The organism is Exiguobacterium sp. ERU653 (assembly GCF_018617775.1).
GTDB lineage: Bacteria > Bacillota > Bacilli > Exiguobacteriales > Exiguobacteriaceae > Exiguobacterium > Exiguobacterium marinum.
Window position 1 is genome coordinate 703,981 of sequence record NZ_JACSKV010000001.1, and the last position, 25,782, is coordinate 729,762.

Below are 25,782 nucleotides of genomic sequence, written 5' to 3' on the forward strand. Positions count from 1 at the left end.
TAAATCATTTTGGAACCGGTACCAATCATACTTAGAACTTATTATGATTTATGGAGGTGGACGATATGAACACCGTACATTGTATCGGCGAATTGTTGATTGACTGGGTATGTGAAGATGCGTCAAGCGATCTCGTTAAAGGGACGACGTTCGTCAAGAAAGCAGGAGGCGCACCTGCGAATGTCGCGGCAGTCGTCAGTAAGCACGGGGGACAATCGAGTTTCCTCGGACAGGTTGGAGACGACCCGTTTGGTCTCTTCTTGAAACAGACGTTAATCGAGAACGGCGTCCGAACAGAAAACCTTGTGGAATCTGGAAATACGACATTTGCATTCGTATCGATTCAAGAAGACGGAGAGCGGGACTTCACATTCCGTCGCGGAAGTGACGGAGAGTTCGCTTTCGAGTCGATCGACTTATCGGTAATCGAGTCAGGAGACATCATTCATTTCGGCTCGGCGACAGCATTACTTGATGGAAAATTGAAAGACGCGTACTTCAAGTTATTGCAATTTGCAAAGCGGGATGGCTTGTTTATCTCGTTCGACCCGAACTATCGAGATGCATTGATCACGGACCTCGAGCAATTTAAACAAGATGCGAGACACTTCATCGCGGAATCGGACTTCATTAAATTGAGCGAAGAAGAAGCACACTTGTTAACCGGAGAAGAACAACTAGAAGACGCTGTTCGTGCACTGCTTGAATTAGGTGCAAAACAGATTGCCATCACACTAGGGTCTCGTGGGACGTTGATTGCGACAAGCGCGCATCATGAAATCGTTCCTTCAATCTCAATCGACAGTGTCGATTCGACGGGAGCGGGAGATGCGTTCGTCGGTGCCTATTTGTATCGTTTGGCGACACTCGGATTTGATTCGGCGCGATTACTGGCTGACATTGAATATGCAAACGTAACAGGAGCATTGACTTGTACGGCATACGGCGCTATACCAGCCATTCCATCACGAAAACTTGTAAATGAAACGTTAGGAGGGAAATGAAAATGGATTACAAAAAAGAAGCAGCATCGATCTTAGAGGCGATTGGTGGGAAAGAAAACGTTGCGGCAGCCGCCCACTGTGCGACTCGCCTTCGACTCGTATTGAACGATGAGTCGAAGGTCGATGAGAAAGCTCTCGAACAACTCGATGTTGTCAAAGGGACGTTCTCTACGGGAGGACAATACCAAATCATCATCGGACAAGGTACGGTCAACAAGGTATATGCCGAGTTCTCACAGATGACTGGTCTTGGAGACATGTCAACGACAGACGTGAAGTCAGCCGGAGCGAAAAAGATGAACCCGCTCCAACAGTTCGTCAAAATGTTATCGGATATCTTTGTTCCAATCATCCCGGCCATCGTCGCCGGCGGTCTCTTGATGGGGATCAACAACTTATTGACGGCACCGGATTTGTTCTTTGACGGACAATCGTTGATTGATCAGTATCCAGGCATGGCGGATCTCGCAGCGATGATCAATACGTTCGCAAACGCTGCCTTCGTCTTCTTACCAGTACTCATAGGGTTCTCCGCAGCCAAGCGGTTTGGTGGTAATCCATATCTTGGTGCGGCACTAGGAATGATCATGGTTCACCCGGACTTGATTAACGCATATGCACAGGCAACGGTTGAAGACATTCCGGTTTGGAACATCTTCGGTCTTGAGATTGAAAAGTTAGGATACCAAGGACAAGTCTTACCAGTCCTCGTCTCGACGTATATTTTATCGAAGCTTGAAATCAACATCCGGAAGTTCATGCCGGCGTCACTTGACATCTTGCTTACGCCATTACTTTCACTTCTCTTCACAGCGTTCATCACGTTCGCTTTCGTGGGTCCAATCACACGTGAAGCAGGGAACCTAATCATTGATGGATTGGTGTGGACGTATGATTCACTCGGATTCGTCGGTGGCTTGATCATGGGTCTTCTCTACGCCCCAATCGTGATCACAGGGATGCACCATAGCTTTATTGCGATTGAGACACAGCTTCTCGCTGATATCGCCGAAACAGGCGGATCGTTCATCTTCCCGATCGCTGCAATGTCGAACGTCGCGCAAGGAGCGGCTACTCTTGCGGTCTTCTTCTTGACTCGCGATAAGAAGATGAAAGGTGTAGCTTCTGCATCAGGGATTTCAGCATTACTTGGAATCACAGAGCCTGCCATGTTCGGGGTCAATTTAAAACTTCGTTATCCGTTCGTTGCAGCCATCGTCGGTTCAGCCATCGCGTCCGCGTTCATCGTTGGAAACGACGTATTGGCAGTAGCGCTTGGTGCTGCTGGATTACCAGGGATCATCTCAATCGCACCGGGGTCAATCATCTCGTATATCATTGGCATGGCGATTGCATTCGCTGTGACGTTCGGGTTGACATTCATCCTTGCGAAACGACAAGCAAAAAAAGAAGCGGTCAAACAAGCCGCGTAACGAAAAAGGAAGTGACACTATGAATTGGACGAAGGCCGAACGTTATCGTTCACTCCGTGACGTGAGCGCCCTCGAGATGGAGGTGCTCCGTGCAAAGACGACCGCATCCCCATGGCGGTTTGGATACCACATCCAGCCGCCTACGGGCCTCCTCAACGACCCGAACGGCTTCACGTATTACGATGGAGAATACCATTTATTTTATCAATGGTTTCCGCTAGGGCCAGTTCACGGTCTCAAACATTGGTACCATGTCAGTTCAACCGATCTCGTCCATTGGACAGACCGCGGGGTGGCGTTAGTCCCTGAAACGAAAGAAGATTCCCACGGTGCCTACTCTGGAAGTGGTTTCGTTGTAGACGACACCCTTCATGTGATGTATACCGGGAATCATCGCACAGACGATTGGACGCGTCACGCCTCGCAAATTATCGGTGTATTGCGTGACGGGATGATTGAACGTCGCAATGTGGCCATCCCGGATATTCCAGCAGGCTATACGGAACATTTCCGTGACCCGAAGGTGTGGGAAGAAGATGGAACGTATTACGCGATTGTCGGTGCGCAACGCACGGATGAGACGGGATGTGTCGTCTTATATCGTTCGACAGATTTAAATGACTGGACGTTTTTAGGTGAAGTAAAGACCGAACTCGAAGAGTTTGGTTACATGTGGGAATGTCCTGATGTGTTCGAACTTGACGGGAAACACGTGCTCATCTTTTCTCCGCAAGGGATCAAGCCCGAGGGTCATCGCTACCACAACATCTATCAGTCCGGATATTTGACCGGTGACCTCGACTTGAATACGAGTACATTCAACCACGGTGCATTCGAAGAATTGGACTTCGGGTTTGACTTTTACGCCCCGCAAACGACGGAGCATGATGGCCGTCGCATCTTAGTCGGTTGGATGGGCTTACCGGAGATTGAATATCCGACAGACCGGTACGGCTGGGCGCATGCATTGACGCTACCTAGAGAGCTGTCTCTTGAAAATGGCGTATTGAAGCAACGACCAGTCCCTGAAATGAAGCAACTTCGAACTAATCAGTTCGTAAATGAATCAGGCGCGCATATCGAAGTGATTTCGCCCGAACGTTATGAATTGGAATTGTCGACGTCCGGAGAAGACTTCGAGCTCGAACTGTTGAAGACAGAAGATGAGTCGCTCGTGATTCGGTACGAGAAAGAAACACAGGAATTGACCATCGATCGGACGAATGCGGGTGAACCGTTCGCAACCGAGTTCGGGACGACCCGAACAATAGTGCTCGATGTCACATCTTTACATCTGTTCGTCGACTCGTCGAGTGTCGAATGTTTCGTCAACGACGGTGACGCCGTGGCAACGCTTCGTGTTTTCCCAAATGATGACGAGAAACGGATTCGCTATGTCGGAGAGGATGCAACTTTGGTTGGTTGGAAATATGAATGAGTGTAAAAGCTGAGCGATTGCTCGGCTTTTTTATTTTGCAAATGTTGAAACCGTTTTGATTGATAATACGTACATTAGACGAGAGGAGTGAAATGATGGATAAATGGATTCGGTGGGCAGGTGAAATTCGTAAGGCGACATTGTCTTATAAAATCGATACAGAAGAACTGGAACGAGAAGAAATGGAACGCGTGATGGTGGCGGAGTCAACGGAGCGTGGAACATTCAATCCAGAAGTAGCGTTAGAGTTTCACGAATTGGATCAGGTTAAGGTGTTCGCGGAAATGCTACGAAGTTCAGAAGAAATCGAAGAAATCGAAATCGAAGTGGCACCCGATTTTGATCTTACGGTGCAATATAAAGGTGGAGAGAAAGAGCGTTATCAGCTTTGGCTCGGTCAATTGAACCGTCCAAGTGTACTCGCGGGATTTAATCGAGCAGGCAGTCTATGGAAATTGCCAGAACATACGACCAATCATTTGATACAAGTTTTGGGATTGGATGGTTAATAGAGAAAAAGCACCTCTTGTGTTGAGATGCTTTATGAGTTAAATCGGATGAATCGTTCGATTTGTCGCTCTGACTTTCTCGCGTGCCGTCCGACCCAAATCAAGTGACCGGGACTGTTCAGAATCGATAGTTGAGCATGTGGGATTAAGCGCTTCGCGTAATGGGCATGGCGAACCGGAACGGCCTTATCGTTTTTGGAATGGACGATATAGGTCGGGCAGGTGACACCGAGTAAGACCTCACTTGAAACACGTTGTTTCAAATCGAACTGTGCACCGAGTCCAAACGCCATCTGATTCGCGACACGTTTAAGGAGGAAGATGTCGTAGGGTGACACCTCTTCTCGAATCGTCTCGAGTGCCAACACACTTGTCGATTGGATCATACGGGCTGTCGCTTCGAATGGATGTTTTTGAATGGCACGAGCGATGAACTGTTTCATGATGTATTGAAGTGCGATAAATGCGGGTTGGACAACATTTCGACTGACCGTGTCCCGATATGGAAAATCGACGACACTCGTCACAGCGGCAGCGAGTGTCAAGCTGAGTACACGCTGATTCTGTGAAGCGAGCTCGATGGCGGTCGGTCCTCCTGCAGAGATGCCATAGACATGATACCGCTCAATCTGTAGCATCTGCATCAAGTGATGGAGTTGTGTCGCAAACGCTTGAGGAGATGCTGAAAAAGAGTAGGGAGTTTCTCCATATCCAGGCCGAGATGGGACAATGACCCGGAAACCGGACAAAACGAGTTGGTCCACATGGTATGGTTCTAGACTTGAGGATTGGGTCCCATGAATCAGTACGATGACGGGACCGTGACCACGGTCTATATATTCGATTTTTGAGCCGTTGACGTGTGCATAATATTTCACTAGAGATGGCGCCTCCTTAAACAGTTTGTAATGGAAAATACCTTTATTTCGTGGAAATAAAATGATAATGTCTGTTTATACATAATTTAGATAGAGAAACGAAAGGGGATAGAACCGTGAATAACCGAGAGCGGTTACTTGAAGTTCGACGTTTCTTCGAACGTTACACGGACGAAGCGAATCCAAAGACACTAGAAGATTTGCTCGAGTACTTGTCAACGATTGGAGATACTTCTAAGTTAGCAAAAAAATCGGTGAAAGACGATATCCAGGCACTGAATAATTCGGGGTTTGAAGTGCAGGATGAATTGGAGAAGAATGGTCTCGCCAAAAAATATTGGCATTCGGCCCGCTTATTTGAGATTCATGAACTTCGGATGATGGTCGATGCGATTGTCGCAGCGAAATTTATCTCGGAAGACGTGACCGAGGAAATCGTAGAGAAGCTTCAAATGCTGACGAGTATCCCTGAAGCGAAGACGCTACAATCGATCATCAAGACGCCGAAGAAAAAACACGGACACATTCCTTACCATATCGACCGAATCCAACGAGCTATTCATGAGCGAAAAGCCATCTCGTTCCAGTATACAGATGTCGTCGGATTCGATGTGACGAAACGAACGTTCCCGCTTCGCCGTGACGGAGAACGATACGTCATCAATCCGATTGACTTGCATTGGAATCACGAGCAGTATTACTTGATCGGTATTGACGAATCGATTGGAGAAGTGCGAAACTACCGGGTCGACCGAATCGTCAACTCAGAGATTGTGGAAGACGGCACCATCCGTCCGAAACATCACCTACCTGATGATTACTATCAAAAGTCGTTCAATATGTATAACGGTTCTGACGAACAAATTGTCTTGTCTGTAGACGAACGAGTACTCCCGGTCATCTTTGATAAGTTAGGGGAGGACGTTTCTGTGTCGGAATATGAAGAACGATTCCTCATCCGTTTCGATGCGGCCGTATCTGACGGATTCATTTACTGGTTGCTCTCATTAGGCGCACAAGTAGAAGTGGTCGAACCGCTCACACTTCGTGACCATATGAAAGCCACGATTGAGAAGATGGCAACTACTTATGAATATACAAGCATTCATTCATCCATCGAGTAAGCAGATATGCTATACTGCTTGCGACACTAGATGAAGGGGGACAGGCGGATGTTGAATTGGATGCCATTGATCATTCCGATTGTCGCTGTCATTTTCGTAACGATCGTCGCAAGACGCGCCATGAAAATGGATAAAGAGAATTAATAAGAAGAGACATCGTCCAGGACTGGGAGATGTCTCTTTCGCTATGGAGGTAGAACGTGGATACGATTACGCATACGTTATTCGGTTTGACACTATATGGTGCAGCCGATAAACGTGATTTACAACAACATGAAAAACGAGCCTTGTTCGTCACGACACTCGTCGGGAGCCAAATCCCGGACAGCGATGTGATTTCTCGGCTATGGGACACAGAAGGCATGTATCAGATGTGGCATCGCGGCATCACCCACTCGATTTTCCTCGTCCCGCTCTTTGCCTTGCTCATCTACATACTCGTTCGTCTTCTCTTTCGCGTGACAGATATCCGCTATTTTTGGTGGGCACTGTTGTCCGTGTTCATACACAACACATCTGACTTGTTCAATGCGTGGGGGACGGGCTACTTTGAACCGTTCTCGGACGTGAGGATTACGTTTGGTGTGATTCCAATTGTGGATTTCGTCTTTTGGGGGATCTTCTTGGTCGCCTGGCTCGTCGCCCGTAAACAAGAAGTCCGCTATAAGACATATCGGTATGCATGGGCGTCTCTCGTTTTGTATGTCGCGATTCAAAGTGCGCAAGGAGCTTACTTGTATCAGACATATGCAGATGAACATGACGAAGTGGCGCTATCGGCTTCATTTATCCCAACTCAGTTCACCGTCATCACGAAGACTGACGAGAACGTATCGCTCTTTAAAGATTCCATTTATCAAGAAGCGACCTTGCAATACGAATTGACGAGTGCCGAAAAGACGAGTCTTGAGCCATTGTTTGAAGCGAATCAAGAGGCGCTTACTCTGACAAAATGGTCACCGTTCGTCGTCATCGTGGCAGACGAAGAACGGCTCGGCGTCTTTGACCCACGTTTTTATGACGGAGAGTCTTCATTTTTATACGAATATATCGAAAGGTAGGGCAACGGATGGGACGTATACGTTATCTCTTTATCTTCGCTTACGAACAGGCACTCAGTTGTATCTTTCCGGTCGCCATCTTTGGTGCGCTTGCCGTCACAAAGTTTGTCGAGTTGCCACTTCCTCGATATGACGTCTTACTCATCTGGTGTTTGTTCGTCCAAGTGGTCCTCGTGAAAACGGGACTCGAAACGATGGAAGAAATGAAGGTCATCAGCTGGTTCCATGTCATCGGTCTTGGTCTTGAACTATTCAAAGTGCAGATGGGGTCATGGAGTTATCCAGATGAGGCGTTCACGAAAGTGTGGGGCGTCCCGCTCTATGCCGGATTTATGTATGCGAGCGTCGGAAGTTATGTCGTTCAGGCGTGGCGTCGTCTCGATTTACAGTTCACGAAAATGCCGAACCCGATCATCGCCTTCGGACTTGGCATCACGATTTACTTCAACTTTTTTTGGCATCATGTGTGGCTAGACCTACGATGGCTATTGATCGCACTCATCTTTTTGGCGTTCGGCCGTTCGATTGTCTCGTATAAACTCGATGACCGTCGATTCGAGATGCCGGTCGTCCTATCGTTCTTCTTGATTGCTTGTTTCATCTGGCTGGCAGAAAATATTGTCACCTTTTACAACGGCTGGGCGTATCCGGATCAGTTGAACGGTTGGGCCCTCGTCGATTTAGGTAAACTGTCGTCATGGTTCCTACTCGTCATCATCAGCATCCTCCTTGTCGCTTGGCAAAAGCGAAAACTGGAATATGAAATAACTTAAACTCGACTTGTGTCGAGTTTTTTGATTGAGAAGAAGAATCGAATCCTTTTTCGAGGGAATTCGTATTAAAGATTGAGGTGATTGGGTTGTTGGAGGTTGTATTCTATTGGTTGATTGGATTATTGTGTCTAGGTTCACTTGTCATCTATTGGATGGATTGGCGCAAGACACGCAATCGTGTAAAATTAGGCCAAGCCGTTCTCGCGGGCATCGCGTCAATTGTTCTTGTTGGAATGGCAGGTATGGAAACGTATGACCGCATGACGACGAATTACATCGTCGAGACCGGAGAGTGTTATGTCGTTGATGACCGATCATCGAAGGGTTCATCGAACGTGACGCTATGGTTCGGCAAGCGATCATATGGTTTCAAGGAAATTCCGGACGTTACATATGGTCCAGGATATGTGTTTACATGTCGCGCGACGATGACGAAGCAGATGCAATCAGGAATCGATTATGAGTTGCGCACACGAGATGGTGAATTATTGTATTCAACCAAGTTAGAGGATTGATGAGGTGACGGATACTTACTTAAATTAGAATTCGTCAATTTTGAATTCACTTTTGAAAATGTATGAAAAAAGGAGAAAGATGTAAATAATTAAAGGGTAAATGGTATATTATACGTATGAATCATCATGGGGGGCATTGAGTTGAAGAAAATGCTTATTTGCTTGATCTTATTGATTGCGACCTTGAGTGGCTGCGGATTGGGTGCATCGCAACAGATGCCAATCGAACTGTATAGTGGAAAACCCTTACATATCGCCGTGATCGGGGAACTACCGGAAGTTGAACTAGAACAGGTGAAATTCAATACGATATCTTTTCAAGAGTTAGAGAATATCAATACTATTTCTTCTGCATATGATGCCGTCTGGATCATGAACAGTCAATTTGATATAGCGGATCAAGAGAGATATGTAGAAGTCTATACAGCTTTAAGTATCCCGATCTTCTTTATCGGTACGAAAAAGAGCTATCTTCCATTCGTATTTGAAGATATGACTTATAATGATGCACCAGACATTCCAGGCGACTATGTCGCTGGTTATTTGCAAATTGACCAGGAACAGTTTCAATTCTGGGGTTTTGAGTTGAACGACAACGAAGTAACCGAGCGGAATGTTTTAGATGCATATATGCGAATTTTTACAGTGATTAGTGAGTTACAGTAGTTGAGTAAGTAGGAACATCGCTCTTAAGTGCGGAATTTTTCGACATTTTTGGTCAAGTTGACATATAAAGCATCTACTGAATTTGCACGTGTAGCAATGAATGTAGGTTGTGACATCGAATCATTGTTAAACGAAAACGTGTTCGAGGCTAAAAACATAGCTTCGTACACGTTTTTATTGTCATTTTTTCTTATATGTACGCGATAAAAGTAGCATGATGCTGATAAAAGCTAGTCCTCCTACCATATTTGTTACGAACAATATGTAGTGAGACGAGAAGAGACGTGATGTGGCCTGGTATAAAAATGAAAATGCAATCACTACAAAAATGAGAATTCCAAAAGGGTTAGCGAAAGTCGCAAATAATTTATTTTCCATAGTCACGCTCCACTTATGATTATTTACTTTTTCGATTGCATCATGCGTGTCCGTTTTCTATCTAAAAATATCGGAAGGAGATTCAAGAAAATTGCGGCAATCGTCAAGAACCATAGCGCACGCGACATGCCGGGTACGACATCCGATATGGGAGCCCAGTCCTCAGACTCCACCCACATATTGAGCAAGCTATACTCGGCGCATAGCGTGAGAGCAGTCAAGGATAAGGCGATTGCCATTGTCAGTTTATAATCTTTCTCCATCATAAAGACAGTCAAGTTCAAAAGCGTGGCTCCAATCGCTGCTAGTCCAAATATAATCCACATGTTTCAACCTCCTAAATATTTCTACAAATTCATGATAGCATACATTGTGATCCACATTAATTTCTGAAAATTGTTTCTATTCACATAATAATTATGCTAGAATCAATAGAACGTGTCTTTGGATATAATTCCCTTTACAAAATGAAAGAATACCGGACATCCTTTCACGCGTTTGGTTGAGATAAGTAATTTAAAGGAGACAGAACTATGGGCTATATTGCACGGAAATCTGCACATCTTGTCATCGCATTTTTTGTCTTGATTGCGATTAGTGCCTTACCGACGCTCGTCGTTCAGACCGATTTTAGTCTGACGAATTACTGGAGCGGCATCCAACAACAGTTGGACCAACTGCAAAAGCTTGACGAGATTACATACTACAACATCACCGCTCAAACAGATTTACCTTTGTTGCCGGAACTTGGACCGCTCGTCAAAGAGTCGGTCATCATTTTTACGACAGCACTCGCCCTGTCGACTATGCTTGGTCTCATGTATGCCTACTTCTATTATCGTAGCGGTAGTCGTGTTCGCACGGTTCTACACCAAACGAGTCAGACGCTTGAGATGGTGCCTGATTTATTTTGGTTAATCTTTTCACAGTTTCTCGCCATTTCCATACATAAAGCAACGGGATTTGACCGAATTGAAGTAGCTGGCGGGTTTGCCGAATACATACGATTTCTACCGATTGTCACTTTGACACTTACGACATTGTTCTTTTTTATCAAATGGCTGACCATCCATATCCATGAACAAGAGGCCATCCCTTACCTTGAACTTGCCCAAGCGAAAGGGATTCGACCGAGTGGACTATTTTGGAAGCATTTGTTGCCGAACATCATCTATCGCTTTTACCTCTTTTTTCGTTCAAACCTCATCACCATCTTATCGACGCTTCTCATCGTCGAATATTTATTTAACGTCCAGGGACTGTTTCGATTCGCCGCCTACAATCCACAGATGGAGATCTTGCTCGTCATTTTATTCGTCATCTATATCCCGATTTTTCTGTTGGATCTATTCATTGAGTGGATCATTCCGAATGCCTGGAAAGGAGGGATTTGATGCGTCGAGTATTATTACGTGATCCGATTTTTATCGTCTGTTTCGTCATCGTAGTCGGTCTATTGTTGATGAGTTTTGGAAATACCGTACTTCGTGATGGGAACGTTGACCAAACCCTTATGCTCTACTCGGATGAGGGGAGACTCATCGGAATCCCACCACTTGAACCGTCAAAAGATCAGTGGCTCGGGACGGATAATGCTGGATATGATTTGTTTCAGATGTTCGTCGAAGGTTTTAAGTGGACTGTCGGGATTTGTGCGATTGTCGCGCTTGGGCGCATGACGATCGGTTTATTGGTTGGGATTCCGCTTGCTTTCCGCGGAGCACGATTAAATCACTTCTTTAAAACGTTGCTCGATGGATTCTTGATTTTACCGATTTCTTTACTCGCATTGATGATGCTCGCGTCGACGATGACATTTTGGGATTCGACACAAGTACCTCCACTATTGGAGCGAGTGAAGATCGAGCTAATCGTCTTAGTCGTTCTCGGACTACCTGCCGTCACGTTATATCTCATCACTGAGATTCGCCAATTGCTACAACAAGAGTTCATGATTGTTGCCGAGACGCTTGGTGGGAGTGTCTGGCATCGTGTGAGACTACATCTCTTGCCCCATCTGATTCCGACGCTTGTCATCGTCTTTATGCAACAGTTCGTGCAGACGCTCATGTTGCTCATTCATCTTTCGTTGTTTGGGATTTTCTTCGGAGGAACGGTTCTATTACATGAAGGGATCATGCCGACCGTCTATGAATGGTCTTCGATGTTTGGATACTACTTCAGACAATTCACAGCAATGACATGGATGACAAATCATCTATTCCTTGTCCCGGCGATTGCGCTCGCTGCGCTTATTTTTATCTTTAATGTATTGACGAGTCGACTCGAACGGGCATTCCGCCTACGTCGCCAAGAACCGAGGGTGACCGAGATGAAATTTGCACAATCGGAAGCGGCAGCCGCGTCACTCGACAATCCGTTTTCACTCGTCGATGTGAGTTTATCAGTAAAGAATGAACCGGATGATCTCTGAAGATATCATCTGGTTTTTTTTATGTGCCAAATCGACTGAACGGTCACGATTGCGGGAACGTATATAACAGAATGAGGTGGTTAGTCAATAAAGGAGTGAATCGACGTGAAAGCTGCGATTTGTACCGCATATGGGGGTCCAGAAGTGATCGTCATCCAAGAAGTGGACCGACCGAAGCCGAAAAGCAATGAGCTGCTGATTCAAGTACATGCATCGGCCGTTCATTCAGGAGATCGGCGACTTCGTGCACTGGACGTTCCTGCACTCGGAAAACTACCGATGCGAATGGTAATGGGGTTCAAGGCGCCAAGACAACCGATCCTTGGTGTCGTGTTGGCAGGTGTGGTGGTAGAGGTCGGTGGCGGTGTAAAGAGTTTTCAAGTAGGAGACAACGTCTATGCGCTCACGGGAATGCGGTTTGGCGGATATGCAGAATTCGCTTGTGTGAAAGAATCAAAATGTGTGGTTCAGATGCCTGAGCATGCCAGCTTTATTGAGGCGGCGGCACTTCCATTTGGAGGGACAACCTCGTTACATTTTTTACGGAAGGCACACATCGACCGGGCGAAGAACGTTTTGATTTATGGTGGCGCAGGTGCTGTCGGTTCGACTGCCGTTCAGATTGCGAAATATTTTGGTGTACATGTCACAGCAGTTTGTCACGAGCGGAACGTGGATCTCGTGAAGCGACTCAGGGCTGATGTGGTCGTCGATTATACGAAAGAGGGGTATGACTTTGAATTAAATACGTATGATGTGGTCTTTGATGCCTCAGGGAAAATCGATAAACGATTAGCGAAAGCCCATGTGAGCGAGAACGGGACATTCAGTTCTGTTGCGGGACAGGGACCGGCGAGTGAACGCAAAGAGGATTTGATATTTTTGAACGAATTGTTTGAATCAGGAGCATTGCAACCCGTCATTGATACGGTTTATCCACTCGATGAGATTGTTGAGGCACACCGATACGTCGAACAAGGTAAAAAATTTGGGAATGTGATCGTGACAGTCAATTAGGAATAAACACCAGAGGATGAGTTGTTGATGCCATCAAGTGCAACGGATGGAACGCATGAATACGGATATCTGTTGTGTAGGGAAATCTTTATTGGTTTAGATGGATAAAAGACGCATGATCATTTGTCTATCATTTTCAATCCGATCGGGGTTGGGATGTTTATTGAATCATGCCTATAAAATAATGTTATTTCACATACCATCAGTGTACAACTTATCATTGAATTGAACCTAGTACAAAATTGTAACCGAGGAGGAATATCATGAGAATCACAGAAGTTACACTTTACACGAACCGGCTTGACGAAATGAAACATTTCTATTCGGAAAAGCTTGGACTATCCGTCGTTGACGAAGATTCGACCCGATTGCGAATCAACTTAGGGGAAGATACCTTGATATTTCAAGGGGCAGTAACGGACCAAGAGCGACAATACCATTTCGCAATCAATATTCCGGCTAACCGGTTCAAAGAAGCGAAGGAATGGATCATGTCACGTGTCCCGCTTTTAACCGAAGAGGGGGAGGACGAAATTTATTTTGAAGGAATCGATGCATCATCGCTTTACTTTTACGACGCGGACGAGAATGTCGTTGAGTTGATTGCTCGACATTCGATTAATCCGGAAAGTAACATCGAGTCCTTTTCGTCAAATGAATTTCTTGGAATCGGCGAGATGAGTTTGACGGTAGAAGACCCGTCTCTCGTCGCTCAAACGTTTGAAAAGATTGGTGTGGAGCGGAGGGATGGTAACCCAGTCGACCCCCATCATTTAAACTTCATTGGTCCTCCAAATCACGATACATACATTCTGCTCGTACCTCGAGGGCGCGTTTGGCTCTTTTCACCAAAATTGTCGATTCCGAGCCCGATTCAGATGGTACTTGGTCAACAATACATCGTCGAAATGGATGAGAAACACGAATTTCATATTCACTCCATCAAAAAATGAGTTCACGATTGAACTCATTTTTTAGTCTTTAGATTCGACATATCGATGAATTTCTTCTAATCGTATGGTTGCGTTCTCTAAGTTCACCTCAAACGATTTGTCTGAGCATGGAACTTTAAGAGCTTTGCCATTTTGAAGAGAATAATCTAGTAATAATGGTCTGATTCGTTCATGTACAATTTGTGCATTTTCGATGGAGGTTCGAGGGAAAATCATGGCGAACGTGTCTTGTGCAACCCGATATTTCTTATCTGTTCGTCGAGTCGCTTCATGCAGCTCGTCACTAAAATAGTCCAAAAACCACTCATATTCACTTGAACCGTACCGTTTCTCAAAATCATCGAGAATCGGCAATGTGATGAATGCCACCACGAACGTTTCACCGTGGCGAATCAACCGATCCCGTTCAGCCTCTACATCCATCAAAAACCGATCTCGGTTATCAAAACCGGTCTCCGGGTCGATTGCAATCAACTGACTGACTCTCGCTTCCGCAACCTTTAGTGAAAACTGGGCATGAAACAGGTTGACTTGTAGCCAGTAAGACAAACCCGTCAAAACCGCTAATAGTAATAAAATGTATAGTTGCGCGGTAGCGGCCGTCGCATACACAGGCATGTTGATTAAAAAGTAAGCTGCGAATCCTAATAGAACGAGTACACCAGACCCGCGATGTATGAGCAAAGTTGAAAGATAAAGAATCGGAATACAGATCATCCACCAAACAGGTAGATGATTCACGATCAACAGAGAGGAAAATAGAATACTACATGTCAACGATACAACGATGAGTGCAATCAGTTGTAGTGACATCGCTGTCCATAGTCTCATAAGTATCCTCCCTCTTGAAAGAAATAAATTGCAATAGTAACACTATTATCCATTTTCCGAAATAGTGATTGTTCAAACCGATTCAAACACTTGTTTCATTATAAGTGATTCATCCTGTTATGAAAGGCTTATTTTTGAAAAGACGTGAATGTTTCCGAACACTTCTTTACGAAAAGAAGAATGAATGATTGGTGTATAATGGAAATCGAGGTGATGGCATGAATCGAAAACACATATTGCTCGTCGGGGGGACGGGGATGTTGGCAGGACTCACATCTTATTTAGCGATCGAACATGATGTCACGGTCATTGGACGGGATAAAGAAAAAATGGCAAGCATCGTAAAACAGAATCCTGAAACGTGTCATCCACTGATTGTTGACTATCGCGAGGAAGAAGTACTTTCAAACGCACTACAGCGAGCAGTGAAACAAAACGGTCCGTTTGATCGAGTCATCGCCTGGGTGCATCGTGGCTCAGGGAGAGCGATGCAACTCATTTTGGATCATTCGGAGACTGCAGAGGTGATACATATTTTAGGTAGCCGGGCGAATCCGGAGTATGAGAAGGGCGCTTTATATATACATGAACAACAAACATATCGACAAGTTCAATTAGGTGCGAAACATGATGCAGGAAACTTACGCTGGTTGACGCATGAGGAAATTGTACACGGTGTGATTGACGCCATTGAGCACTCATCCGATTATCAATTAATCGGTCAATTGGTAAATAAGGGAGGTATGAATGGATGAAACAGTGGATTGGATCAGCTGCTTTATGTATGAACGAAGAAAAGAAAGTCCTGTTCGTAAAGAATCGTGACGTACAACAATGGAGTTTGCCATCAGGTGGTTTAGAAGATGGGGAAACGCCGGAACAATGTTGTCTGCGTGAAGTGTTAGAAGAGACGGGCTATCGCATTTCGATTGATCAACGACTACATATCAAACGAGCTATCATCTCAAGTTATCGAGTCGAAACGCACTATTTTTCGGCAACGTGTGACGAGCGGATGGCGACCGCAACTATCGACTCGGACATCGATGAAGTCAAATGGTGGTCGATTCATGAAATAGAGCGATTGGAACTTGCATTTCCAGAGGATCTTGAGCTGATTAAACGGTGGAGTATATGAATAGTTTGATTGAAGTCAATGGACATCACATGGAATATCGGTTATTCGGTTCAGGGGAACGTCTTATCGTGATCACGACAGCTATGGGAGGTTCATTCGAAGAGTGGGTTTCTCTTTCTGAACAATTAAGTGAGTCGTATCAAGTATTACTTTATCATCGTTCCGGTTATGGTGAGAGTGAGATGAATAGGCGTTCGAGTCGAACGTCATCTCATCTTTTTGAATGTACTGAATTATTGAATACCCTTCAGCTAAATCAACCAATCATATTAGTCGGTCATTCTTACGGAGGTCTGTGCGCGCAACACATGGCCAAAGTTTTTCCGAATAGAGTAGGAGGCATCGTACTCGTCGATTCTACTTCCCATGATTTTTCTATATTAGACGACATAGAAACCCCGGTGATGGACCGTCAATATTCAGATGAAGATTGGCGGACGATGTGCCATTCCTATGCAATCCTTTCAAAAGAAGAACTAGTGAAAGTTCATCAGCCAGAACTTTCACTTGAGCAACAAGGCTTATCATCAGATGCACGCGCACGTCTTAAACGATTTTATCAATCTCCGCAATTGTATAAAACGATGTTGGAAGAAGAATCGTTCTGGTGTGATGACGCCGCGATCATCAAACAAATGGGCACTTTTTCATCGATTCCGTTAATTGTCATCGGCAGAGACCATGAAGCGATGATTCAGGAAGGAATAAATGGAGGGGTGCCTGAGTCAGAAATTCGCTTACTAGAAGAGACATGGCATGAACTCATTCATCAACAATTGAGTTTATCGAATCAATCGGAACTCATCATCGCGGAGAATGCAGGACACCAAATTCACTTGCAACGACCAGACATTATCATCGAGGCCATACATCGAATCGAACGAGCCAGTCGCATTTAAACGACCGGCTCATGAATCAAGACGCTTCTTCAATTTGATTTTGAGTGAAATACTCCCGTTTCAAAGGATCGCGCATGACATACATCGTGTAACAACCGATTAGGAAGAAGGCAATCGAGAATGCGAGATAGACCGGGCGAATCCCAATCATTTCGGCAAGGAGTCCAATCCCGAATGTGAGGACGATGACGAGTAGCGACTCTGCCACATTGATAACGCCCGAGAACCGACCCATGATTTCGACAGGAACATGGTGTTGATAGAATGACAAAAATCCGGTATTGGCGAACGCAAGCGCGAACGTAAGAATAAAAAATCCGATGGAAGCTATCGTGAACGAAGAAGAGCCTGCGAACAGGAGATAGCCGACCGGGGTCATGATTGCCCCGAATCCGATACAAAACGATAAGGATAAACGGTGACTCCATCTTGAATTGATGAGTGATCCAACGATAATCCCAATCCCAGCGATACTGACGAGAAACCCATATCGGCTCTCAGACAAGTGAAGGACTTGGGTCGCAAATGACGCTTCCAACGAATCGAGTCCAGACATGAAGATGGTCATGAGACAGAACAATCCATAAATGAGCGTCACATATCTGGCATTCGAAGCGAATCGGATAACGACCTTCCAATCGTCAATAATCATCCGAATAGAGAATGGTTCAACAGACGCTTCTACTCGAAGATGAGATGGAAGGCGCGATAGCATAGCGACCGAGACAACGAGTGCGAACGCGTTCACGAAAATTGCGGTTGTTGGACTCCCAACTAGGAAGAGTAGTCCGGCAATTGTTGGACCTAAAATAAACCCGGATGACTGTACAAAGTTCTTCATCGCATTGAACTTTTGTCGATTCGAGGCAGGTACGAGTCGCGTCATGTAGACCAGACTCGATGATTCGAATAACGAGCTCATAACGTTGAGAAGAAAGACGATCCCGTAGATGAGCCACAGTGACTCGATCCAGCCTAAGCTGAATACGAGGCTCGCACGTAGACCATCGAGTAACATCATCAGTCGCCTCGTATCGACCCGGTCAATCAGGCTACCTGACCAAAGATTGGAGATGAGCGATGCGAGTGGGACTAATACATAGAGAATCGATACGGCGAAAGGGGATCCCGTCATCTCAAGTACAATCAAGTTGAGCGCAATAAAGTATACCCAGGCACCGAGATTTGAGATTCCGACACTGACGAGCAGTAGCGCAGAGGTTTTTCGAAACGATTTCAAGCGTATCACTCCTTCTATTTTTGATCACTTTCGGCACGAAAAAAAATCCCACCCCCAAGAACGAATTCTTGGGGACGAGATTCTCATCGTGGTGCCACCCCTGTTCGTCCGCACGTCACCGCACGAACCTTGTTCGGTACTGCCGAACGAGTCGGACTATACCTCAACTCTATAACGGGAGTGCCCGTCGCCATATCCCTCGGGGTGAGTTCCATAGCGCTGCTCGGAGTCTTGTTTCGATCAATCCTCTTTACCCCTTTTCACCGGACGGGGCTCTCTACGAAAGATTCATTGATGTACTGTTCTCTTCATCGCGTTTATCAGATCATTTTCGTAAGGATAGCATATTGTGAAAAAATTGGAAACAAAAATTTCGGTTATAACCATAATATAGAAAGTTAATTAAGAATTGAGGTGCAGTGTTGATTAACTATAAAGAAATAAAAGAGACGAACCAAGTACTTGCGACTGTTCATAAAATTGATTCCAATCAGTTAGATGGCTTCATTTCGAAACATTCAGCATTGATTGGGAAATATGATGAATACGTCACAAAGAGCTATATTGACCTTCAGCGAGACATCGATAACGAAGAAGCAAATCAAAGACAACATCATGTTCAAATCGTTATAAAACCTGCACTCAATGAACTCAAAAGACATGTTTCACGAATTACCTTACAGTCTATAGAGGATGAGCATCATGTCACTCGCCTAATGCGAAATCGGATGAGTCTTTATCATGAAGAGAATGTTAATTTATTGATTGAAGAGGATCAACTCATACAGAGATATATGCAAGCAATCGGTCAATTGACTGACCCGACAGATGATTCTAGATCGATTGTGGAACTTCAAGGAGACCTATACGATGTTGACGAAGCCATCCGAAAACAGGCTTTTACGCATATGTATAAAGCGTATGTCTCAAAAGAAGATGTCATTAATGAATGCTTGAAAAGTCTTATTCAAAATCGGGAACAGCAGGCACAACGCTTAAATGATAAGAGTTACCGTGAACTAGCCTTCATGAAACTAGGACGTTTAGATTATGGACCTGAGGAATGTATAAGATTTGCGAATCAAGTGAGTGAACATGTTAAGCCACTTCGCCGCTCATTCCAGCAGCTACAGACAAAGAAGTTGAAGAAATCGAAACTTTCGCCATGGGATTCATTGATTTCTCCTTTTTCGGATGATCACAATCTATCTGTTTCGTCGAATGAATTAATCGATGGAACGGAACGAATCTTGAATGAAATCGATCCTTACTTTGAAAAACTGTTTATTGACATGCGTGCGAAGGGCCATCTCGATCTATCACCTCGACCGAATAAAGCGGAAGGTGGATTTTGTGAATCTTTACCTGACTCAAAATCATCTTTCATTTTTATGAACCGTTTCGGCGGATTTGATGACTACATTGTGTTATTGCATGAAATGGGTCACGCCATCCACCATGATTTCTCACAGCAACACCTATTTTTCGAAGCGCAAACCATTTCGTTTGAAGTCGGCGAATTCGCAGCCATGTTACTAGAGCTATTTTCGATGGACCATTGGACAACTATCTTTTCAGATGAACGAGCTTTAATTCAAGCTAAACTGGAACATTTTCGATTGATTATCGAATTTTTGCCAAGTGTTTTCATCGTGGATCGGTTTCAACACAATCTATATGATCTAGAAAAGAATATAGATTCATTTGATGATATCTTCAAACGCTTGGTTGATCAATACGATACAGATTTGATTGATTGGAACGATGTGAGCGATGTAAAGGGTAAACAGTGGATGCGTGTCATTCATCTTTTTGAAACACCATTCTATTACATAGAATATGCGCTCGCTCAGATTGCTGCACTTCGCATGTACATGCAGTACAAGCAACATCCAGTCAACACTCTGAAAAAGTATAGGAAAGCATTAGCTTTAGGTGGTACTGCTTCTGTCCTTGAAACTTATCGAGTAGCAGGCGTATCCTTGTTTCCATCTGAGGAAGAATTGGTCGAGTTGACTGATTTCTTAAATGCTGAAATCGAACAGCTAGTGAAGCAACTGAATAAAATCGATTGAATCAGACATGAATGTTCATATGACTAAGAGGCTTGGTGTTTAATTATAGTCGGTAATTCATTCAGTTGTTTTAAAATTGAGCGATAGAAGAAGATTGCGAATATGCCAAAGCCAATATACGTCATGGTCATCCAAATGGGTGACACGAATTCATAAGCCGATACACTGATTGCGCCGATTAGAAGCGCGCCTCGGTAACGTAGACCATTCACGGCCAAGTATTGACTGCGGAGATGGTCTTCTATGAGTCGAACTAGTATGGCTTGGTGGATGGGTACATATAGCAGTTCTCCAAACGTGAAACAAGCCGTACCGATTACTAACATGGAAAGATCATGTGAAACCGGTAAGATGGCGAATCCAAGACTGAACAGTGTGACACCCGTGTATAGTAGCGCACGTTCAGAGATGGATTTAGTCCAACGCATCAAAACGAGACCGAGCAGTAACACGAGAATCGTATTCTCCGCTCGAAGCAATCCGAGAACACTCGTCCCATCTAGTGAGAAATGGAAGAACGGGACAGCGTGTAACGTTTCAGCAAAGTGAATCGCGAGATAATGCGTAAGCTGCAACTCTAATGACAACGTCAAAATACCTGCGACGAGGTATTTCAAAAAGAGTTGGTTCCTCATGACCGTCTGGTATCCCGTCCATACACCAGTGGGGTTCTGTCCTTTACGCGGAAAAGGTTTATAGTTGTCTTCGAGTTTGAAGGAAATCAGGAAGACACATCCGAATGAAAGAATGGCTGCCGATACTAACAAGTAGAAGAGATGCTGTTCGAAGAAAAAGCCGCCGATTAGGCTACCGATGACGATGGACCCGTTCATGAGCCAGTAACTGAGTGTATACAAATATTTTCGCTGCTCGGGTCGGCTATCATCGATTAAGATGGCTTCGTTTGCTGGCGTGATGGCACTACTCAAGAGATTACTAAAAAAGAAAAAGATAAATAATAAAACGGCACTGTCGATTACTTGAGAACATGCGATTGCCATACCGATATAACATGCGAAACGTAGTACTTCTCCGATGAAGAGAATTCGCTTTCTTCCGTAACGATCGGACAGATGGCCTCCATAGAGACTTGCGATGAATGAGGCAATCATCGTCAAGACGATGAGCGGTCCGGTCTCGGTTGCACCGAACTGGCGAACAAAATAAATCGTCAAAAAAGGGAATACGGCGGTTTGAGTCAGCTTTTGAAAGAAGTTCAAGCCAAGTCTTACTTTTAGGTTAGGATGAAGCGATTGAAACATGTGAATCACCATCTTTTCATAAGGTCAGTGAAGTGGCCGCTTAACTGTTATGAACAGTATGCGTGATTTGAAGTGAATCATCGTGCACTATATTGCTCGATTTTTGCGCAATAATCTGGAGGGGTATATGGAACAATTATTTACACTGCCTGACGTCGTCATACGTTACGTCTCCTCTAGTGGGGATTGGACGACAGAAAGAGAAGAGAGCAAAGAAGACATCGTCTGGGTGCTCGTGTTGGAAGGGAAAATTGGGATTGAGGTGGATGCATTCGAATATCGTCTCCAAGACAGCGAATCGATTGTGGTTCAACCGAATCAGTCCTATCGACTATTCGCTGATTCAACTGAAACGACTTATGTGAGTTTTCGGTTTATTGCGAGTCGATTGAACGGGTTTGAAAACAGGGTCAATCCAATGTTTCCTTCCATAGCGGTCATGTCGACAAGAAGACTGTTAGGGGAGTGGTCAAGTCGAGGATTTTTAGAGATTGATATTACAGATGATGTGATGACGTTCATTCAGAGTCACCTCATCCACACTTCTTTAGATGATGAAGACTTATTTGCACCGGTTTTGCGTGTCATTCATGATTCTTATCATACGGAGCTTCGCATCGAAGAATTGAGTCGAATCGTCCATCAAAGTAAGTATCAGTTCATACGGAACTTTCGAGAGCGAATCGGTCAGACGCCGTATCAATACATCACGAGACAACGCCTGATTCATGCGAAGTCGCTCCTTCGCTATTCGAATCTTACACTACTCGCAATCAGCCAAGAAGTCGGATTCAATAGTTCGGCTCAACTGAACAAGCATTTCACGGAATGGGTAGGCTGCACCCCGGCTCGATTCCGTGAGAATAAAGGGCATCAGCTCAAACGTGATTAGAGAGCTTCAATCGATCTTGAATTTGGTGGGGGAGGGCGTTGAACGGTCCCTTCAAGCGTTGTACTGCATCCACATGATAAAACGTGCTCGTCTCCTTCATATTCATCATCTGGTCACCCAAATCGTATAGGAAAACGTGTTTATTCATCCCGAGAGCAATCCCGAGTTCAACATGTGCGCCTTTACCTCCAGGCAAGAGGATGACGACGAAGTCCGCTGATTGAATTCCAGAAACCTCTTCTTCGCCAATCGAGCGTAACGCATCAATTGAAGCGGCGCGTAGTCATACGTGTGGGTGTGGCCGAGCGCAATCAGCTCATTACACATGAACCGTACGTCTTCGATATTTGAAAAGCTTGAACCGACATAAAATCGCATGTGAAAACCTCCAATTCGTTATAGATGATTCATCTGGTAAAGAGCCACTTTATAAAATAAAATGATCAACAAGCAGCAAAGTACAAGGAAAGAAATCACGCTAATCAGGACGAATTTCATCAAAGAAAGTGGAACGTATGATTGAATCAAGCGTGTCAAATAAAGCGAAGAGAGGACGAGCAAAATGATTGTGCCGATAAACCAAATGGAACCAGTCATTACATTCGGAATCAGCCAAAAATAAGCGATTGTCATCACGATTAGACTGAAAGCCATCATCAAATCTTTACGCTTTCGCGTCATCTGACACCTCTTGCTGATGTTCCAACTTCAATCGTACCTGTTCGGCATCCTCTGCATCAAACGTGCTGTACCACCTCACATGGTTGAGATCGATGATCCGATAATGTCCGCTGATGATATTTTGCTGAAGAGTGAAGTGGGGACCTTCCTCGATTTCGTGCCAAAAAACACGTCCGCCGAGCGTCTTTTCTTTCGGTTCGTATGTGTTCGCGGTTGCGATCAGTTTGACGAACTCGACAGGATCGTCACCAATTAGGTGTATGAGAACCTCACTCTCATTGAACAGCGCGCATAGCGTCACAACCGTCGACCAACTCGCTTCATTCCGCTCCTTCTCGATTTGAATGAGCGTTTTTTTGGATATGCCGAGTAAGTTCGCCATCTCTTCCTGTGAATTCTGGGATTCGATACGAATCAATTTCATTTTTCGAGAGACTTGTTCAATAAATTCGGATTTTTGCATAAGCGCTCCTTCCTTCCTGTTTGTCTGAATTACAGCGTCGCTGAGCTAATGAAAATCAAGATCCACGAGATTCCGAGAAACACGGTGAATAAAAAGAGACAAACGATGACATAACAGCAAATGTATTGCCAATAGGACAACCGTTTCGATTGATAAAAATGGTATGTAAAACTGAATGTCGCAATGCCGATGACTAAGAAAGCGGCGAGATCCCAGATGATTCCGACTTTCAAGAACGATGGAGTAAGATATGATGCAACAAGAGCAAGTACAATCGTCACCACTCCAGTAGAAATGGCAGCGGATGGTGTTGAAGTATTTTCCAACAAATCACCTCCTAGTATATTACAAGTGTAATTTTACACTAAAAGTGGACAATGTCAATTTCAGAATCTAAAAAACCCTTCTCTAAGGAAGGGTTCCGTCACTCGTCATGTTTATTCGTTAAATATGTCGTCAGTGGATAGACGCCGATGCTTTGTAGCACAAGAGAGAGAAGAATGACGGCAAACGCGAGAGATATCATTTCGCTCGAGCCGTTAATGTTCTCTGCCTCTAGCCAGAGGACGAGGGCAATCGACATCGTTCCTTTAATCCCGGACCAAGTAAGGAGAGAAGTCGCTGTCAAATCGTCTTTAAATTCTCTACGCCATTCGGGAACGGTATAAACTAGACCGCCGACGACGATAAACCGGGTCACGATTGAAAGTAAGAATAAAAGAACAGCGAACGTCCAGAGAGATACAGACAAATAGCTGGTCGCCTCGATTCCAATCAATAAGAACAAGAGGGCGAGCAATATCGGAATGACGATATCCCAGAAACCATCAAGATGACGCTTGACCGATTCGTAATCCGCTTTTGTTCCGAGTTCGTGTGACAACATCATACCTGCTGTCACCGTTGCGAGGACACCAGACACTTCTAGCGCATCGGCGAGATAGAAGGCGCCATATGCAGTCACGATCGTCAACATGACGAGCTCATGCTTTTTAAAGCTGACAATCATCAATTTCTTAAGTAAAAATCCAGAAATGAAGCCAATACCGATCCCACCAGCAGACACAATCAAAAAATCAGTTAAAAAGCTGAGCGTGGAGAATCGTTCTCCAGTCGCGAACATACTGAGAAAGATTGTGAAGATGACGACACTCGTCCCATCGTTCACCATCGATTCGCCTTCGACGACGTCCGCAATCCGCTTCTCCCCTTTACTCCGTTTTAAAATCGCAGTCACGGAAACGGGGTCGGTCGGAATCAAGATGGACGCTAATAAGAAGGAAGCGGTCAACGTGAGCGGGGTGAAGAGCTCGCTGATCCAAAACGTGCCATATCCCATCAAGATGGCGGTCAAGACAAGACCGACCGTACTCAATATCGCGATGATCCCAAAGTTATCTTTCAAGTCGTTATACTTAAATTGATAGGCCGACGTAAAAAGTAAAGCCGGCAGGAACACTTCAAAAATCATATCTTTCGTAATGAATACGGAATCAAAGAAAGTGATATAAGATAGTCCAATCCCAATCAAGACCAAGATGACCGGGACAGGGAAGTAATTTCGTTTGGAATCAATCAAATAAATGAGATAGCCAATGAGTAGTAATGTGATGACCTGTTGCGCGATCATGACGACGTCCTCCTCTACATCAACATGCTATACACTATCTTCCCATTCAAGGTCTAATCAAACGAGAATTGTGGAATATAGGGGATAGTACATTCAATTCATTAAGGAGGGAATCAAGATGGGAAACCCGATTGGAGATTTATCTTGGACGTTTTATTCGGAGTGTGAGGTGCCGAGTGATATCACGGAGTCATTCATCGACGGGGAGCGAGCGGTCGCTGCCTATAAGACAGTACGTGACGTCGCTGTCTTCACGAACAAACGTCTGATTGTGCGCGACGCGCAAGGACTCACGGGGAAGAAGATTGAAGTCTACTCGCTTCCGTACGACTCGATTAATATGTACTCGACGGAGAATGCAGGAAGAATGTTTGACTTGAACTCCGAGGTTCAATTGTTCACCCGTTCCGGTACAATTAAAATCAATCTGAATAAAAAAGTGGACGTGCGTAAGTTCGACCGATTGCTCGCAGAAGCAATTTTGTAAA

At 44.8% G+C, this 25,782-nt stretch carries 29 protein-coding genes and 1 other annotated feature; of the genes, 19 read left to right on the forward strand and 10 right to left on the reverse strand.

Translation table 11 applies throughout. From position 1 onward, the window contains the following. Positions 1 to 65 precede the first annotated feature (65 nt). From KNO95_RS03630 to KNO95_RS03645, 4 genes are all read left to right on the forward strand, one after another. Positions 66 to 1,004, forward strand: a complete 939-nt coding sequence (locus tag KNO95_RS03630) for a carbohydrate kinase family protein (RefSeq protein WP_026826024.1) — start codon at positions 66 to 68, stop codon at positions 1,002 to 1,004. A gap of 2 nt (positions 1,005 to 1,006) precedes the next feature. Further along, positions 1,007 to 2,437 (forward strand): sucrose-specific PTS transporter subunit IIBC, encoded by a 1,431-nt coding sequence (locus KNO95_RS03635; RefSeq protein WP_026826023.1) that lies wholly within the window; start codon positions 1,007 to 1,009, stop codon positions 2,435 to 2,437. Positions 2,438 to 2,456: 19 nt separating this feature from the next. Beyond that, positions 2,457 to 3,875: a glycoside hydrolase family 32 protein gene (locus tag KNO95_RS03640; protein WP_026826022.1), complete on the forward strand. Its 1,419-nt coding sequence runs from the start codon at positions 2,457 to 2,459 to the stop codon at positions 3,873 to 3,875. Between the two features lie 95 nt (positions 3,876 to 3,970). Continuing rightward, on the forward strand, positions 3,971 to 4,384 hold the full coding sequence (locus tag KNO95_RS03645; RefSeq protein WP_026826021.1) for a YhfM domain-containing protein: 414 nt from the start codon (positions 3,971 to 3,973) through the stop codon (positions 4,382 to 4,384). Between the two features lie 32 nt (positions 4,385 to 4,416). Here KNO95_RS03645 and KNO95_RS03650 read toward each other — a convergent pair whose 3' ends face one another. Continuing rightward, positions 4,417 to 5,262, reverse strand: coding sequence for an alpha/beta fold hydrolase (locus KNO95_RS03650; RefSeq protein WP_026826020.1), 846 nt, complete (start codon positions 5,260 to 5,262; stop codon positions 4,417 to 4,419). Positions 5,263 to 5,378: 116 nt separating this feature from the next. Between KNO95_RS03650 and KNO95_RS03655 the strand changes: the two genes are divergently transcribed. The 5 genes from KNO95_RS03655 (at position 5,379) to KNO95_RS03675 (ending at position 9,401) form a co-directional block, all read left to right on the forward strand. Then, positions 5,379 to 6,386 carry a helix-turn-helix transcriptional regulator gene (locus KNO95_RS03655; protein WP_026826019.1) on the forward strand — a complete coding sequence of 336 codons (1,008 nt, stop codon included), beginning with the start codon at positions 5,379 to 5,381 and terminating at the stop codon, positions 6,384 to 6,386. A 200-nt stretch (positions 6,387 to 6,586) separates the two neighbouring features. After that, the gene (locus tag KNO95_RS03660) at positions 6,587 to 7,447 is read left to right on the forward strand and encodes a metal-dependent hydrolase (protein ID WP_214878317.1); all 861 of its coding nucleotides are present in this window, start codon (positions 6,587 to 6,589) and stop codon (positions 7,445 to 7,447) included. Positions 7,448 to 7,455: 8 nt separating this feature from the next. Next, positions 7,456 to 8,220 (forward strand): DUF817 domain-containing protein, encoded by a 765-nt coding sequence (locus KNO95_RS03665; RefSeq protein ID WP_026826017.1) that lies wholly within the window; start codon positions 7,456 to 7,458, stop codon positions 8,218 to 8,220. A gap of 89 nt (positions 8,221 to 8,309) precedes the next feature. Further along, entirely contained in the window at positions 8,310 to 8,735 is a 426-nt protein-coding gene (locus KNO95_RS03670) for a hypothetical protein (RefSeq protein WP_214878319.1), read from the forward strand. Between the two features lie 141 nt (positions 8,736 to 8,876). After that, positions 8,877 to 9,401, forward strand: coding sequence for an LptM family lipoprotein (locus tag KNO95_RS03675; RefSeq protein WP_026826015.1), 525 nt, complete (start codon positions 8,877 to 8,879; stop codon positions 9,399 to 9,401). A gap of 401 nt (positions 9,402 to 9,802) precedes the next feature. On the opposite strand, the gene KNO95_RS03680 is transcribed toward KNO95_RS03675, so the two are convergent. After that, the gene (locus KNO95_RS03680) at positions 9,803 to 10,105 is read right to left on the reverse strand and encodes a hypothetical protein (RefSeq protein WP_214878321.1); all 303 of its coding nucleotides are present in this window, start codon (positions 10,103 to 10,105) and stop codon (positions 9,803 to 9,805) included. A 207-nt stretch (positions 10,106 to 10,312) separates the two neighbouring features. Here KNO95_RS03680 and KNO95_RS03685 point away from each other — a divergent pair, with 207 nt between their 5' ends. From KNO95_RS03685 to KNO95_RS03700, 4 genes are all read left to right on the forward strand, one after another. Continuing rightward, on the forward strand, positions 10,313 to 11,173 hold the full coding sequence (locus tag KNO95_RS03685; RefSeq protein WP_026826012.1) for an ABC transporter permease subunit: 861 nt from the start codon (positions 10,313 to 10,315) through the stop codon (positions 11,171 to 11,173). After that, positions 11,173 to 12,213, forward strand: a complete 1,041-nt coding sequence (locus KNO95_RS03690) for an ABC transporter permease (protein WP_026826011.1) — start codon at positions 11,173 to 11,175, stop codon at positions 12,211 to 12,213. Before KNO95_RS03685 ends, KNO95_RS03690 begins: the two co-directional genes overlap by 1 nt. Positions 12,214 to 12,318: 105 nt before the next feature. Beyond that, positions 12,319 to 13,230: an NAD(P)-dependent alcohol dehydrogenase gene (locus KNO95_RS03695; RefSeq protein ID WP_214878323.1), complete on the forward strand. Its 912-nt coding sequence runs from the start codon at positions 12,319 to 12,321 to the stop codon at positions 13,228 to 13,230. 263 nt (positions 13,231 to 13,493) lie between these two features. After that, positions 13,494 to 14,183, forward strand: a complete 690-nt coding sequence (locus KNO95_RS03700) for a VOC family protein (RefSeq protein ID WP_026826009.1) — start codon at positions 13,494 to 13,496, stop codon at positions 14,181 to 14,183. A gap of 21 nt (positions 14,184 to 14,204) precedes the next feature. Here KNO95_RS03700 and KNO95_RS03705 read toward each other — a convergent pair whose 3' ends face one another. Then, positions 14,205 to 15,014 carry a GGDEF domain-containing protein gene (locus KNO95_RS03705; RefSeq protein WP_026826008.1) on the reverse strand — a complete coding sequence of 270 codons (810 nt, stop codon included), beginning with the start codon at positions 15,012 to 15,014 and terminating at the stop codon, positions 14,205 to 14,207. Between the two features lie 218 nt (positions 15,015 to 15,232). Here KNO95_RS03705 and KNO95_RS03710 point away from each other — a divergent pair, with 218 nt between their 5' ends. From KNO95_RS03710 to KNO95_RS03720, 3 genes are read left to right on the forward strand one after another with little or no spacing between them, the layout of a single operon-like run. Then, positions 15,233 to 15,769 (forward strand): Rossmann-fold NAD(P)-binding domain-containing protein, encoded by a 537-nt coding sequence (locus KNO95_RS03710; RefSeq protein ID WP_026826007.1) that lies wholly within the window; start codon positions 15,233 to 15,235, stop codon positions 15,767 to 15,769. Further along, entirely contained in the window at positions 15,766 to 16,152 is a 387-nt protein-coding gene (locus tag KNO95_RS03715; protein WP_026826006.1) for an NUDIX hydrolase, read from the forward strand. The genes KNO95_RS03710 and KNO95_RS03715 overlap by 4 nt, the downstream gene beginning before the upstream one ends. Further along, the gene (locus KNO95_RS03720; protein ID WP_214878325.1) at positions 16,149 to 17,051 is read left to right on the forward strand and encodes an alpha/beta fold hydrolase; all 903 of its coding nucleotides are present in this window, start codon (positions 16,149 to 16,151) and stop codon (positions 17,049 to 17,051) included. Before KNO95_RS03715 ends, KNO95_RS03720 begins: the two co-directional genes overlap by 4 nt. 16 nt (positions 17,052 to 17,067) lie before the next feature. On the opposite strand, the gene KNO95_RS03725 is transcribed toward KNO95_RS03720, so the two are convergent. Next, positions 17,068 to 18,291 carry an MFS transporter gene (locus KNO95_RS03725; protein WP_026826004.1) on the reverse strand — a complete coding sequence of 408 codons (1,224 nt, stop codon included), beginning with the start codon at positions 18,289 to 18,291 and terminating at the stop codon, positions 17,068 to 17,070. A 67-nt stretch (positions 18,292 to 18,358) separates the two neighbouring features. Further along, positions 18,359 to 18,612: a binding site (T-box leader), on the reverse strand. A 101-nt stretch (positions 18,613 to 18,713) separates the two neighbouring features. On the opposite strand from KNO95_RS03725, the gene KNO95_RS03730 reads away from it, so the two are divergent. Beyond that, a complete protein-coding gene (locus KNO95_RS03730; protein ID WP_214878327.1) occupies positions 18,714 to 20,366 on the forward strand; it encodes a M3 family metallopeptidase in 1,653 nt (550 codons plus the stop codon). Positions 20,367 to 20,389: 23 nt separating this feature from the next. On the opposite strand, the gene KNO95_RS03735 is transcribed toward KNO95_RS03730, so the two are convergent. Next, on the reverse strand, positions 20,390 to 21,628 hold the full coding sequence (locus KNO95_RS03735; protein WP_026826002.1) for an MDR family MFS transporter: 1,239 nt from the start codon (positions 21,626 to 21,628) through the stop codon (positions 20,390 to 20,392). A gap of 127 nt (positions 21,629 to 21,755) precedes the next feature. On the opposite strand from KNO95_RS03735, the gene KNO95_RS03740 reads away from it, so the two are divergent. After that, positions 21,756 to 22,520 carry an AraC family transcriptional regulator gene (locus tag KNO95_RS03740; protein ID WP_051545976.1) on the forward strand — a complete coding sequence of 255 codons (765 nt, stop codon included), beginning with the start codon at positions 21,756 to 21,758 and terminating at the stop codon, positions 22,518 to 22,520. Here the strand turns inward: KNO95_RS03740 and KNO95_RS03745 are convergent. The 5 genes from KNO95_RS03745 to KNO95_RS03765 all read right to left on the reverse strand — a co-directional run bounded on the left by KNO95_RS03745 (position 22,507) and on the right by KNO95_RS03765 (position 25,294). Continuing rightward, entirely contained in the window at positions 22,507 to 22,668 is a 162-nt protein-coding gene (locus KNO95_RS03745; protein WP_161634150.1) for a hypothetical protein, read from the reverse strand. The two genes, KNO95_RS03740 and KNO95_RS03745, sit on opposite strands and share 14 nt — an antisense overlap. Before the next feature lie 248 nt (positions 22,669 to 22,916). Further along, positions 22,917 to 23,201, reverse strand: a complete 285-nt coding sequence (locus tag KNO95_RS03750; RefSeq protein WP_026826000.1) for a hypothetical protein — start codon at positions 23,199 to 23,201, stop codon at positions 22,917 to 22,919. Beyond that, a complete protein-coding gene (locus KNO95_RS03755; RefSeq protein WP_214878329.1) occupies positions 23,185 to 23,664 on the reverse strand; it encodes a helix-turn-helix transcriptional regulator in 480 nt (159 codons plus the stop codon). Before KNO95_RS03755 ends, KNO95_RS03750 begins: the two co-directional genes overlap by 17 nt. Positions 23,665 to 23,693: 29 nt before the next feature. Continuing rightward, positions 23,694 to 23,990, reverse strand: a complete 297-nt coding sequence (locus KNO95_RS03760; protein ID WP_026825998.1) for a hypothetical protein — start codon at positions 23,988 to 23,990, stop codon at positions 23,694 to 23,696. A gap of 98 nt (positions 23,991 to 24,088) precedes the next feature. Then, on the reverse strand, positions 24,089 to 25,294 hold the full coding sequence (locus KNO95_RS03765) for a cation:proton antiporter (RefSeq protein ID WP_026825997.1): 1,206 nt from the start codon (positions 25,292 to 25,294) through the stop codon (positions 24,089 to 24,091). 118 nt (positions 25,295 to 25,412) lie between these two features. On the opposite strand from KNO95_RS03765, the gene KNO95_RS03770 reads away from it, so the two are divergent. Continuing rightward, positions 25,413 to 25,781 (forward strand): PH domain-containing protein, encoded by a 369-nt coding sequence (locus KNO95_RS03770; RefSeq protein ID WP_026825996.1) that lies wholly within the window; start codon positions 25,413 to 25,415, stop codon positions 25,779 to 25,781. Position 25,782: the final 1 nt, after the last annotated feature.